The organism is Streptococcus infantis, from assembly GCF_000960085.1.
GTDB classification, from domain to species: Bacteria; Bacillota; Bacilli; order Lactobacillales; family Streptococcaceae; genus Streptococcus; species Streptococcus infantis_C.
Map to the genome: position 1 here is coordinate 114,630 of NZ_JYGT01000004.1, position 13,569 is coordinate 128,198.

At 38.2% G+C, this 13,569-nt stretch carries 10 protein-coding genes and 2 pseudogenes; 10 read left to right on the forward strand and 2 right to left on the reverse strand.

Annotated elements, in window-relative coordinates; all coding sequences use genetic code 11:
• Positions 1-83 precede the first annotated feature (83 nt).
• From TZ94_RS01665 to TZ94_RS01705, 9 genes and pseudogenes are all read left to right on the forward strand, one after another.
• Positions 84-404, forward strand: a pseudogene (locus TZ94_RS01665) (ROK family protein); the annotation flags it as partial.
• 449 nt (positions 405-853) lie between these two features.
• Positions 854-1,312, forward strand: a pseudogene (locus TZ94_RS01670) (DUF4365 domain-containing protein); the annotation flags it as partial.
• Between the two features lie 940 nt (positions 1,313-2,252).
• Positions 2,253-2,828 (forward strand): DUF6287 domain-containing protein, encoded by a 576-nt coding sequence (locus TZ94_RS01675; protein ID WP_045613559.1) that lies wholly within the window; start codon positions 2,253-2,255, stop codon positions 2,826-2,828.
• A gap of 209 nt (positions 2,829-3,037) precedes the next feature.
• Entirely contained in the window at positions 3,038-3,724 is a 687-nt protein-coding gene (locus TZ94_RS01680; RefSeq protein ID WP_045613560.1) for an XRE family transcriptional regulator, read from the forward strand.
• A 3-nt stretch (positions 3,725-3,727) separates the two neighbouring features.
• Complete coding sequence (locus TZ94_RS01685; protein WP_045613562.1) at positions 3,728-5,143, forward strand: Y-family DNA polymerase; 1,416 nt, start codon at positions 3,728-3,730, stop codon at positions 5,141-5,143.
• Positions 5,140-5,502, forward strand: coding sequence for a hypothetical protein (locus TZ94_RS01690; RefSeq protein WP_045613564.1), 363 nt, complete (start codon positions 5,140-5,142; stop codon positions 5,500-5,502). Before TZ94_RS01685 ends, TZ94_RS01690 begins: the two co-directional genes overlap by 4 nt.
• Positions 5,495-5,788, forward strand: a complete 294-nt coding sequence (locus tag TZ94_RS01695) for a DUF5960 family protein (RefSeq protein WP_045613566.1) — start codon at positions 5,495-5,497, stop codon at positions 5,786-5,788. The genes TZ94_RS01690 and TZ94_RS01695 overlap by 8 nt, the downstream gene beginning before the upstream one ends.
• Positions 5,789-6,033: 245 nt before the next feature.
• Positions 6,034-7,842 (forward strand): glutamine--fructose-6-phosphate transaminase (isomerizing), encoded by a 1,809-nt coding sequence (gene glmS / locus TZ94_RS01700; RefSeq protein WP_045613568.1) that lies wholly within the window; start codon positions 6,034-6,036, stop codon positions 7,840-7,842.
• A 105-nt stretch (positions 7,843-7,947) separates the two neighbouring features.
• Positions 7,948-8,475 carry a hypothetical protein gene (locus tag TZ94_RS01705; protein WP_045613569.1) on the forward strand — a complete coding sequence of 176 codons (528 nt, stop codon included), beginning with the start codon at positions 7,948-7,950 and terminating at the stop codon, positions 8,473-8,475.
• Between the two features lie 75 nt (positions 8,476-8,550).
• Here the strand turns inward: TZ94_RS01705 and TZ94_RS01710 are convergent, their stop codons facing one another.
• A complete protein-coding gene (locus TZ94_RS01710) occupies positions 8,551-10,026 on the reverse strand; it encodes a M protein trans-acting positive regulator PRD domain-containing protein (RefSeq protein WP_045613571.1) in 1,476 nt (491 codons plus the stop codon).
• 157 nt (positions 10,027-10,183) lie between these two features.
• Positions 10,184-11,668, reverse strand: a complete 1,485-nt coding sequence (locus TZ94_RS01715; protein ID WP_045613573.1) for a DUF1846 domain-containing protein — start codon at positions 11,666-11,668, stop codon at positions 10,184-10,186.
• A gap of 149 nt (positions 11,669-11,817) precedes the next feature.
• Between TZ94_RS01715 and TZ94_RS01720 the strand changes: the two genes are divergently transcribed.
• Complete coding sequence (locus TZ94_RS01720; RefSeq protein ID WP_045613575.1) at positions 11,818-13,428, forward strand: glycoside hydrolase family 13 protein; 1,611 nt, start codon at positions 11,818-11,820, stop codon at positions 13,426-13,428.
• Positions 13,429-13,569 lie beyond the last annotated feature (141 nt).

The window sequence follows — 13,569 nt, forward strand, 5'->3', positions numbered from 1 at the left end:
AAGAAGATCACCCAGTTGTAGAAGCAGCTGCTCAATTGATTCGTGAAACTAAGGAGCGTTTCCTCTAATCAACAGGAGGCTTTATGACTAATTACGTTGCAATTGATATTGGTGGAACTAATATCAAATATGGTTTGATTGACCAAGATGGACAACTTGTAGAGTCTCACGAAGTAGCAACTGAGGCACATAAGGGTGGTCTGCATATCTTACAAAAAACAAAAGACATTGTAGCTAGCTATCTCGAAAAAGGTCCAGTAGCAGGTGTGGCGATTTCCTCTGCGGGAATGGTTGACCCTGATAAAGGTGAGATTTTCTATGCTGGTCCACAGATTCCAAATTATGCTGGGACTCAATTTAAAAAAGAAATTGAAGAAAGTTTCCAAGTTCCTTGTGAGATTGAAATAGAAACATTCATTTTGTAGATAAAGAAAAAACATTGGAAACGCTACCATTTTCACTTGCTTTTTTACTGTATTTTTTTTATAATAATTGTGTACCGAAAAATGTACAATTTCCTGAATAAGGTGTCTCTCCTAAATTATGACACTTTATGTCCTCAATTAATTTCGAGGGAATACTTTCAATTTATTCAATCTAATTCCCCCGATTGGACAAAAAGCGACCGTAGTTCTCCCAACTACGGTTTTTTGTTCAAGTATAATAGAATTATCTCGAAGGAGTGTATGGTAAATTTATTGTCAGAAAATCATTAATTTAGAAAATATATTGAACTTATGATAAAAATTTTCATAGTATAATTTACGGGTAATTTAAGTTATTATTTACTATATGTTTTTCTTTGTTAATGGTATAATGTAAGATACATAGAGCAATGTATTGAGGTGAGAATTTGGCAAATAATCAAAAGACTGAAACATTAGGTGTTTCACATCTGTCAACATTCATAGATAAGCATGAGTTACTTCAATCTTATTTTGATAAAAATGATAAAACTCCAGCGTGGGATGGAGAAATTCATGTTCTTAAGTCATCTAGTGAGAAAAAAAGCGAAATACTTGGTAAAGTGCCTGTTCAAATTAAAGCCACTAGGCAAAAAAATGATATACTCAAATCATTTTTATTAGATATAAGTGATCTAGAATTATATAAATCCAATGGTGGTGTGGTTTTATTTGTAGTTTGGTTAAATGAAGATAATGGTTTAAGAGATATTTACTATAAGTCATTACCTCCTCTGTCTATAAAGAATTTGCTCAAAAAGAGTAAATTAAAAAATAAATCTACCAATAAAAAGAAACTTTCTATACAGATTTTCAAACTGGATGAGAAAAAAATGTATCCAATGTTATAGGTATAAATCAATCTGTAGTAAATACATCTGCTAAGTGTTCTATAGCCTTTTGCCTAATTAGGTATACAATTGTTCTTGACTTTCCTATATCATCTACAATTTTATCAACTACAACATATTAGATTAAAACTTATTACAGAAAAAATCGCTCACTAAGACGAAAACAATAGAATGAAATAAACACACTGAGACAAGTATTTCAGTGTGTTTTTATGGTAAAATATAATAGATTAATAAACGAAGAGTAGATATTATCAGTTAATAATCAGTGAATAGTATGCTGAGAATCTTAGCAATTAATTTAAAACAACCTCAAATTTATCGTATTTATCGAATAATTATGGGAGTAGTTTGATTAATTATGTTCACAAAAAATTGTATAAAACGACAATTTAAATGGTGTGAACTTTTAGGTAAAATCTAGCTCAATTCGTGTATTTTTAGGGTAAAATTCACACCATTCAAATGAAAGTTATTCAAATTAGATGAAATTCTGTTTTCTGTAAATGTGGGAAAACATTGATTTTAAGCCCATCTTGAAACTTATTCAAATAGAAATGTTTCCAACCAGGTCTTAAGAAAGCTCGTAAAGCATCACAATTTAGTAAACGTTAATTCGAAAGAATTACTATACTTACAAAGAGCACCTTTCGGGGTGTTCTTTTTTATACTTTCTTACTAAATTGGTGCAATTGACACAGTTGTTGCGACTTTAGTCGCTTACAAATGTGGCTGCAACCTGACAAAGTCAGTTGCCTCAAAACGTTAATCAACACGATTATATCAACGTTTACAGACATTCAAGAATTTACTCTTGGATGTCTTTTTTGTTTCAAAAAATCAAAGTTCACCCCAGTAGTTTTTGTCTTATACAATTTCTTCCTAGTATTAGTTTAGTATGATATAATTAAATAAGAATAATATAAAGGAGTTATAAATGAAAATAGGAAAAGGCATCAACTGGCTGTTGATTTTGTTATGTTCCTTAATCTCGGTAGTGCTGATAAGTTTTCTCTTCTTTAATCATAAGAAGCAAGATGCAGAAGTAGTGAATACTCCTACAACGGAACAGCGTTCTACTACTAGTACGACAACGACTAGTTCAACAACCACTAGTTTAACGACTACCCAAGATAGTATTACTACTACGGAGGAGGAAAGACCTTCGACACAAGAAGAGAAAACGAATGCTGAATCACAAAAAATAGATGAGCAGGCCATTCTAAACGGAGATTACTCTACTCTAGCTGGGACATGGAGAAATGGACTTGGCCAAGAGTTTACATTCGATAAAAATGGATTAGTAAACAGTGGGAACATTGAGAAAGTGAGCATGGGTAACGATGGGAGTATTAACTTTAGCGTTAGATCTGGAGCTACAGGATTTGGCATGAGTATTTATCCTGCGGGGACTACTATGAAATGGGTTGATTCTGACTTAAGTAAAAACAGACTTACTGCTGGTCAAGCTGCTCCAACTAGCTCAGAACAAGTTTTTTATAAAGTAGACTAAATGATTAACCATCTCAGATTTGATGAGATGGTTTTCTTCTTTATTTGTGAGTCATTATCACTTTATGAAGATGAAGCAAGTAGGTTTAAAATTTGATTTTCCCAGTAGACATTTGTCTACTTTTTTTATATAATAAAACTAAATCAAAATGGTTGAGTTTTAAAAATAGAGTCAACCTTCAATGAAAGTATCACACTAGGAGGGAAGTCATGTACCAACCAGAAAAACTAAAGGCTCGGAGAAAAGAGTTAAAGCTAACACAGAAAGAAATTGCAGAGCAGCTTGGCATTAGTTTTCAGGCTTATTCAGCCTGGGAACGTGGAGTCAAGGAGCCTTCTGAAGAAAAGGTTAGTCAGCTAGAAAAAATCTTAAAAGTACCCAAAGGCTATTTCACCCAAATTGAGATTGTCCGTCTCTATAATAGCCTCTCTAACCAAGGGAAAGAAAAGGTGGTAGTCTATGCTCGCAACCTGGCCCAAGAAGAACAAGCCAAGAAAGTGACTGTCATGCCAGAAAAACTTTTCGAGTATCATGTCTACGAACGCATGTCGGCTGGTATCGGTGCTTCAGTTTATGATGATCGGAATTTTGATACGGTTTACTTTAATGAGGAACTAGCTCACGATTTTGCTTCCTGGGTCTCTGGAGATTCTATGGAACCCAAATATCAAAATGGTTCCGTGGCTCTGATTCGAGAGACTGGATTTGATTATGATGGCGCTGTCTATGCAGTGGTTTGCAATAACCAGACCTATATTAAACGAGTTTACCGAGAAGAAGATGGTCTGCGTCTGGTCTCTATCAATCCTAAATACAAGGATATTCACATTTCTTACGAAGAAGATCCGCGAATTGTAGGCATTATCGTGGGTAATTTTGTACCGATGGAGGGATAGCCGATGGGCTACTTTGATTATTCCAGAGAGCCTAAAAGTGATATTGCCTTTGTTGATATGAAGTCTTTTTATGCCAGTGTTGAGTGCGTAGAAAGAGGACTTCATCCCCTCAAAACTTCCCTTTGTGTCATGAGTCGAGCAGATAATTCTGTTGGTCTAATCCTTTCCTCCTCTCCTATGTTTAAAAAGGTCTTTGGGAAAGCAAATGTAGGTCGTGCTTATGACCTCCCTTTTGATATCAAAACACGTAAATTTTCATACTACAATGCCCAGAAACAAGGTTTACGGACAGACCCATCCTATGTGAAATTTATCGAAGACTGGGCTCGGTTGACCGTGATTGTCCCTCCTAGGATGGATAAGTATATCGCGGTCAATATGGAAATTCAACGAATTTTTCAGAATTATAGCAGTCCAGATGATATTTATCCTTACTCTATTGATGAAGGTTTTATCGATCTGACTAGTTCACTTAATTATTTTGTCCCAGACCAGCAGATTTCTCGTAAAGATAAGCTGGATATGCTTTCGGCTCGTATCCAGAGGGATATCTGGCGGCAGACAGGGATTTACTCGACAGTCGGCATGTCTAATGCCAATCCTCTGCTTGCTAAGTTGGCCTTGGATAATGAAGCCAAGCACACACCGACTATGCGAGCTAATTGGTCTTACCAGGATGTGGAAGACAAAGTTTGGTCCATTCCAAAGATGACCGACTTTTGGGGGATTGGACATCGGATGGAGAAGCGCTTGAATGGTTTAGGGATTTATTCAATTAAGGAATTGGCTAATAGAAATCCTGATGTTCTGAAGAAAGAACTTGGTCAAGCTGGACTTCGCTTGTGGTTTCATGCCAATGGGATAGATGAGAGTAATGTTCATAAACCCTATAAGCCAAAATCTCATGGCCTTGGCAATTCACAAATTTTACCGCGAGATTATGTCAAACAGCGAGACATCGAAATTATCCTCCGAGAAATGGCGGAACAAGTAGCTATCAGACTTCGAAGAGCTGGTAAAAAGGCGACAGTGGTATCTATCCACCTTGGTTTTTCTAAGCAGGAACAGAAACGCTCCATTCATACCCAGATGAAGGTTGAACCGACCAATAACACCAGTATTTTGGTCGGTCATGTCCTGGAATTATTTCACAGCAAATATACTTCTGGGGCCGTCAGGAGTGTTGCCGTTAGTTATTCAGGATTTGTGGACGAATCCTTTGGTTTGATTTCCCTTTTTGATGATGTATACAAAGTAGAAAAAGAAGAAAGGCTCCAGACTGCCATTGATTCCATTCGAGAGCAATTCGGATTTACTTCTCTCTTGAAGGCGACTGCCTTAGAGGATGCCTCAAGAAGTATTGCCAGAAGTAAGCTGATCGGAGGGCATTCTGCTGGAGGATTAGATGGACTCAAATGATTGATCGTTCTTACTTACCTTTTCAATCCGCGAGGGACTACCAGGATCCAGGGATGCAGAAGTGGATGGGCTTCTTTTTATCAGAGCATACGAGCTCGCTCAGTGAAGAAAAAAATCGTGTCGATTTGTCGACTGATTTGGATCAAGTTGAGAAGTTGTTGTTACTTTCCCAGCTATACGTCGGACGACTAAAAGGCTCTTTTGTGGTCAAGGGGAATAATCATAAAAGTACGATAATCGGTGAAGTAAGAGAATTGTCTCCTGAAGAGGTCTCGGTTAAAACTGATGAGAGCTATAGACTGCTAAGGGTCCAAGACATTCTCGCAATCCAACTTTGTCAGGAGGAAGTTTATGACTAGAAGAGAGCTATATGAAAATAAATTGCAGATGGACTATTTCTCAGATAACTATATTCGTTTCGAGGAAGATTTCCAAAAATACTCTGCCATGAATGTGCCCCTGATTTTTCTGATTGACGACATCTTACGAACCATGGCCATTAACCAAAAGGACTATTTTGTCTTGAATAAGGAAAATACCAAGGACGGCAGGGAGCATAGGTTTTATTTTAGGGTGAAGATGAAAAAAGATTGTCCACGAACCCGAACTTATGTCTATCTTGGACTTGGGCAAAATTATCAGTAAAGATTTTGGTCTTAAATATATGTTGTTGCAATAATAACGCTGCAAACAACTATCATTTCCAGCCATTCAAGAGAGATTTCTTGAATGGTTTTTTGTTTGTATTTTAAAAGCAATTGAACTATACCAATTTTTATCCTTGACAAGTGAAAGAAACAAGTATATACTGTTTTTGCTGATTCTGCAAATCGAGAATTAGACTATACCAATTTAAGGAGAAAGCACAGCTGGTCTGTGTCGTATATACTATGTGTGGAATTGTTGGTGTTGTTGGAAACACAAATGCAACTGATATTTTGATTCAAGGACTTGAAAAACTCGAATACCGTGGTTATGATTCGGCTGGGATTTTTGTCCTAGGTGGTGCTGAAAGCCATTTGGTGAAAGCGGTTGGTCGTATTGCAGAATTGTCTGCCAAGACAGCTGGAGTGGAGGGAACAACTGGTATCGGACATACTCGTTGGGCCACTCACGGGAAACCAACAGAAGACAATGCTCACCCGCACCTCTCTGAGACTGGTCGTTTTGTCTTGGTTCATAATGGAGTGATTGAAAACTACCTTGAAATCAAGGAAGAATACCTTGCAGGTCACCACTTCAAGGGACAAACAGATACAGAAATCGCTGTTCACTTGATTGGTAAATTTGCGGAAGAAGACGGCTTGTCAGTACTTGAAGCCTTCAAAAAAGCCCTTCACATCATCCGTGGTTCATATGCCTTTGCCTTGATTGACTCTGAAAATCCAGATGTCATCTATGTAGCGAAGAACAAATCACCACTTTTGATTGGTCTTGGAGAAGGCTATAACATGGTCTGCTCAGATGCCATGGCTATGATTCGTGAGACTAACCAATACATGGAAATCCATGACCAAGAGTTGGTAATTGTGAAAGCTGATAGTGTCGAAGTTCAAGATTATGATGGCAACAGTCGTGAGCGTGCTAGCTACACTGCTGAACTTGACTTGTCAGATATCGGTAAGGGAACATATCCTTACTACATGCTTAAGGAAATCGACGAGCAACCAACGGTGATGCGTAAGTTGATCAAAGCCTACACAGATGAAGCTGGTCAAGTTGTCGTAGATCCAGCTATCATCAAGGCTGTTCAAGACGCAGACCGCATCTACATCCTTGCAGCTGGAACATCTTATCACGCAGGATTTGCTTCTAAGAAGATGCTAGAAGAATTGACAGATACGCCTGTTGAACTTGGGATTTCCTCTGAGTGGGGCTACGGCATGCCACTTCTCAGCAAGAAACCACTCTTTATCTTTATCAGTCAATCTGGTGAAACAGCTGATAGCCGTCAAGTTTTGGTTAAGGCTAATGAAATGGGTATCCCAAGCTTGACAGTGACAAACGTGCCAGGATCAACGCTGTCACGTGAAGCCAACCATACTATGTTGCTTCATGCAGGTCCTGAAATTGCCGTAGCATCAACTAAGGCTTATACAGCCCAAATCGCATCCCTTGCCTTCCTTGCAAAAGCAGTCGGTGAAGCAAATGGCAACGAAAAAGCCAAAGCCTTTGACCTAGTTCACGAATTATCAATCGTAGCTCAGTCTATCGAGTCAACCCTTTCAGAAAAAGAATTGATTGATGCGAAAGTTCGTGACCTCCTTGAAACAACACGCAACGCCTTTTACATCGGACGTGGTCAAGACTACTATGTGGCTATGGAAGCGAGTCTCAAACTCAAAGAGATTTCTTACATCCAATGTGAAGGTTTTGCGGCTGGAGAACTCAAGCACGGAACGATTGCCTTGATCGAAGATGGAACACCTGTTTTGGCCCTCTTATCAGATCCAGTTCTTGCTAACCACACTCGTGGAAATATCCAAGAAGTGGCAGCTCGTGGAGCTAAGGTCCTCACCATCGCAGAAGAAAATGTTGCCAAAGATACAGACGATATCGTTCTTACGACGGTCCACCCTTACCTCTCACCAATCTCAATGGTCGTACCAACACAATTAGTCGCTTACTTTGCAACCCTACATCGTGGACTCGATGTAGATAAACCACGTAATCTTGCTAAGTCTGTAACGGTAGAATAAGGGAAATCCTGCTGTTACTCTTCAATTTTTCTTGTCATCCTATAAAAATCTTGTTATACTATTGAAAAGTAGTAAATAGTGAAGTATAAGGAGATTGAGGCGGGGATGAAAAAAGGGAAAATTTCAACTATCATAGGACTCTTGTTTGCAAGCTCGTTTTTGATTCGAACTGTCATCATTCATCAAATGAGAGCTTCAAAGAAACAAGAGAGTGAAAAGATTGCTGCAGTTCAGAAATTTATCAAATCTCAAGAACAGGCAGAGTCAGAAAAACAAAAAGGTTTTTATACGGATATCCTTCGAAATGGATCAGAAACTTCTGAGCCAAGACCTAGCTACGACAAAACTATATTTATGAATCAACAATACAATATTGGTGTTAGAGATGGAGCCTATTATCTACTGACACTCAGTAGCAACAAAGAAGTCTTGCTAGAAGGGGTCGACGACGCCTACGCCCTAGATGTTAAGAATGAAGATAACAATAAACAAGAAGTTGCCATGGTTGTTCATAAAGATGGAGCTTGGCATGTTATAAATGGTGAAGGGGAAATCACAGTAACTCTTGACCGACAATACATCACAGCTCATACCAAGCTTGTGATTAAGGATCAGACAGTTGATTTTGAATAATGTAACTGTTGTATGATTTTTAGAAATAAATAGATTTCAAAAACCTCCTAGAATTTTTCTAGGAGGTTTTTAAAATTATAAATCTTGCATAGAAATCTTATTAAGTTCGTTGACAACTTGTAGGATAGATAGTCGACTGATGTTCATAATTCTCTTGTTATCAATTCCTTTAATATCAAAATTAGTGACAATGGCATCATAGTCGCTTTGCCTAATTTCGTCAATATTTAAGGTTTCCTTGTCCCATGTTTCGTACTGAATATTATTAGAAGTGTGAAATTCATAGAGGGATATCAAGAATTGTGGATGGGCAAAGTCATATTCACTGAGAACCAAGACTCTAACTTTCTTTTTATATTCAAATAATTGATCTGTAAGGCCCTCTGCGTGGGTGAATAAGGTGTAGATTAGGTGAGAAAGGGCAGAAGTTTTTTCTTTTTGTCCCATAATATTCTTATATCTTACCATTTCAAGTACTGTTGCATCATAAAATTGGGGGAAGAATTTTTTAATTTTTCTAAGGGTATAATCTTTATTTTGTGAGATGATGGATTCAGAGTTAATTTCTCTTCGTTCAAGTAAGGCAGTGTTGTGCAAGTTCCAAATCAAGGTATCTGTATTGGAAAATTGGACACCAAATTCCCGAGTTAGATTATCTAGTATGTCCCGTGCTGCGTGATAAGAACGATTAACTTGTTCGTTGCTTTGACGGGCATCTAAGAAATCTTCAACTGTAAAGAAGAGCGTAGATTCAGTGAATGGACTGAAAATTTGACAGAGGTTGTCAGGTGTAATTTCAATATCTAATTGTTGGGCCAAGTCTTGTAATAGATTCTGAAAATCGGGAAGCTGATCGAATATAGGGTTCAACCAAGCAGCGTTTTGTTCTGGCAACTGAACCAGGCATCCTCTCTTCATTCTATGCAAATCTACAGAAGCTTGAGTTTTAATTTGATAAAGATTCTGATATTTCGCAGGGAATTTTGCTAATCCTAAGAATAGAGAAACAAAACGATCAATATTTTCTTCTTTGACTCCCGTAAAAGGCCACTCCAAAAAGTTATAAGCTTCGTGAAAATATTGGGAGAAGAAAAATCGAATATCTTTTTCATCTCCAATGATAGAAATTGGGGTTACCTTGAGTTTAAAGCGGTAGGTTCCATCAAGTGTCTTATTGATATCCGCAACCTTTTTTCGTAAAGACGGAAGGGAAATATCCAGAGTTTCAAAAAGATGTTCGTAGGTAAAAGGACTATCTAAAAAGAAGAAGGCCTTTAAAATTTGAAAATAATCAGATGTCTGCAAAAAATATTGGTAAATTCGTTCAATACCATTATTTTGTGTATTCACCATCATAATTCCTGCAGTCGAGTGTCTGATATCAAAATCAGGAAAGATTTCACGTAATTCTTTGATATCACTTTTAATGATGCGGGCATTGTAACCAATGGTTTTAGATAAAACATCTAGATAAATCCAATCAGGATTTTCGAATAAATACTCTAAAATCTTTAATTGTCTTTGTTCTTTAGGGCTGAGTAATTCTCTCATTGTAAATAAACTCCTGCAGTAACTTTTGAAAATTAGGAAATAAGATAGGTGGAGGACACCGAGGTTGTTTGCGTAAAATAAAGTCACCCCTTAGGAGAGATTAGGAATCTAACGATTAGGGGTGATAGTGGGTAAAAGAGTTCAACTAGCTTTCAATCTACTTGCGATACAAGCGGTCATATTGGTAGTAAGGATCAAAAGTTACGTTGATTCCAAGTTTACGAAGGACGTTCTTGTCTTCATCCGTTAAGATAATTGTAGAATGGGCTTCGCTTCCTTTGAGATTTCCGAGTTCTTTCATGGCATGATCTGCATCAGGATTTTGCATAGCTGTGATGGCTAGTGCAATGAGAATTTCGTTAGAATGAAGACGTGGGTTGCGACTGCCCAAGTGATTGATTTTCAAACCTTGGATTGGTTTTACCACTTCAGGTTCGATTAATTTTGTTTCTGCATCGATATTAGCTGATTTTTTGATAGCATTAATCAAGGCAGCTGCTGTTGGGCCAAATAGTTCTGAGTTCTTACCTGTAACGATTTCACCAGAAGGTAATTCAAGAGCTAGGGCAGGTCCGTCTGTTTCTTCAGCACGTTGTCGAGCGGCTACAGCTACCTTACGGTCAGCTGGTGTGATCCCCAGATCATTCATGAGAAGCTCAATCTTCTTCACAGCTGTTTCTCCAACCTTCTCAGCTTTGAAGTCAAGAACTGTCTGGTAATAGCGACGGATAATTTCCTGTTTTGATGCTTCGATGGCAGCGTCGTTATCAGTGATGGCAAAACCAACCATATTTACACCCATGTCAGTTGGAGATGCATAAGGAGACTCACCCAAGATACGTTCGAGCATACGCTTAAGAACAGGGAAAATCTCGATATCGCGGTTGTAGTTAACTGTTGTTTCTCCGTAAGTTTGGAGATGGAATGGGTCAATCATATTAACATCATCTAGGTCTGCTGTGGCAGCTTCATAAGCTAAGTTGACTGGATGATGGAGAGGGAGATTCCAGACTGGGAAAGTTTCAAATTTAGCATAACCAGACTTGATACCATTCAGTTGGTCGTGGTACATGTTAGACATACAAGTTGCCAACTTACCTGAACCAGGCCCAGGAGCAGTCACGACAATCAAATTGCGACTAGTTTTGATATAGTCGTTTTTCCCCATACCTTCAGGAGAAATGATGTGATCCATATCTGTCGGATACCCCTTGATAGGGTAGTGAAGATAAGAGTCGATTCCATTTTTCTCTAATTGATTACGGAAGGCATCTGCTGCCGGTTGACTAGCATATTGAGTAATGACAACAGAGCCAACAAAAATCCCCAATTCATTGAATTTATCGATCAAACGAAGCACTTCTTGGTCATAAGAAATACCCAAGTCGCCACGTGCTTTAGAATGCTCAATGTTGCTCGCATTGATGGCAATGACAACTTCTACTTGTTCTTTCAACTCTTGTAAGAGCTTGATTTTGTTGTCTGGTTCATAACCAGGAAGGACACGAGCAGCATGGAAGTCTTCCAACATCTTGCCCCCAAACTCCAAGTAGAGTTTACCGTCAAATTGGTTGATACGCTCCAAGATATGGTCGCGTTGTAAATTTAGATATTTTTCAGAACTAAAAGCTTGTTTTTTCATTATTTTACCTCTATTTTCTATTATATAAAAAAAATAGAAGATAAGAAACTAGAGAGTCACAAAAGTGAGAAAAAAGATAAAGCAAACGCTTGCACAAATTGCAAAAAAAGTCTATGATGGAGTAAAGTTAATTTAAAAGAGGTAAAAAGATGCAAGAAAAATGGTGGCATAATGCAGTCGTCTATCAAGTTTATCCAAAAAGTTTTAAGGATAGCAATGGTGATGGGATTGGCGATTTACCTGGCATTACCAGCAAATTAGACTATCTAGCGAAGTTAGGGATTACAGCAATCTGGCTTTCTCCAGTCTATGATAGCCCCATGGATGACAATGGTTATGATATTGCCAATTATCAAGATATTGCAGCTATCTTTGGAACCATGGAAGATATGGATGAGCTGATTGCTGAAGCTAAAAAACGAGACATTCGAATCATTATGGATTTGGTGGTCAATCATACATCAGATGAGCATGCTTGGTTTATCGAAGCGCGTGAAAATCCTCAAAGTCCCGAACGTGACTACTATATTTGGCGTGATGAACCTAACAATTTGACGTCAGCTTTTAGTGGTTCTGCCTGGCAATACGATGAAAAGTCTGGTCAATACTATCTCCACTTTTTCAGTAAGAAGCAGCCAGACCTCAACTGGGAAAATGAAGAACTTCGCCAAAAAATCTATGAGATGATGAATTTCTGGATTGATAAAGGGATCGGCGGTTTCCGTATGGACGTCATTGACATGATTGGGAAGATTCCGGATCAGAAGATTGTCAACAATGGCCCTATGCTTCATCCTTATCTTAAGGAAATGAATCAGGCAACCTTTGGCGATAAAGATTTACTGACAGTAGGGGAAACTTGGGGAGCAACACCAGAGATAGCAAAACTCTATTCGGATCCAGATGGGCAAGAATTGTCTATGGTCTTCCAGTTTGAACATATCTGTCTTCAGTATCAGGAAGGACAACCCAAGTGGCAGTACCAAAAAGAGTTAAATGTAGCGAAATTAAAAGAAATTTTCAACAAATGGCAGACAGAGTTGGGAGTTGAAGATGGCTGGAATTCCCTCTTCTGGAACAACCATGACCTCCCTCGTATTGTTTCTATCTGGGGAAATGACCAAGAATACCGCGAAAAATCTGCTAAAGCGTATGCCATCTTGCTTCATCTCATGAGAGGGACTCCTTATATTTACCAAGGGGAGGAGATTGGGATGACCAATTTTCCGTTTGAAAGCTTGGAGCAAGTAGAGGATATTGAATCCCTCAACTATGCGCGTGAAGCTCTTGAAAATGGTGTTCCAATGGAAGAAATCATGGATAGCATCCGTGTCATCGGTCGTGACAATGCCCGTACCCCCATGCAGTGGGATAGGACAAAAAATGCTGGTTTCTCAGATGGTCAACCTTGGCTTGCTGTAAATCCAAACTATGCGAAGATAAATGTAGAAGAAGCTTTAGCAAATCCAGAATCAATCTTTTACACTTATCAAAAACTGGTAAACATTCGTAAGGAAAATAGCTGGTTGATTCGTGCTGACTTTGAACTTCTCGAAACGGCTGAAAAAGTCTTTGCTTATATCCGTAAAGATGGAGACTGTCGCTTCCTAGTTGTGGCCAATTTGTCCAACCAACAGCAAGAGTTTACAGTAGAAGAGTCAGTCAAGTCTATCTTGATTGAAAACACCTCAGTAGAAAAAGCTTTGACTACACAGACCTTGGCTCCTTGGGATGCCTTCTGTGTTGAATTAACAAATTAAACCCATAAAAACTCAAGTGTCCAAAGATGCTTGAGCTTTTTTCTAAAATAAGTGTAAAAAATTCTTTAATAAATATTAGTTTGAATTTTCTAAAAAATTCCATGAAAACCCTTGCTTTTATAAAAAAATAGGGTATAATGG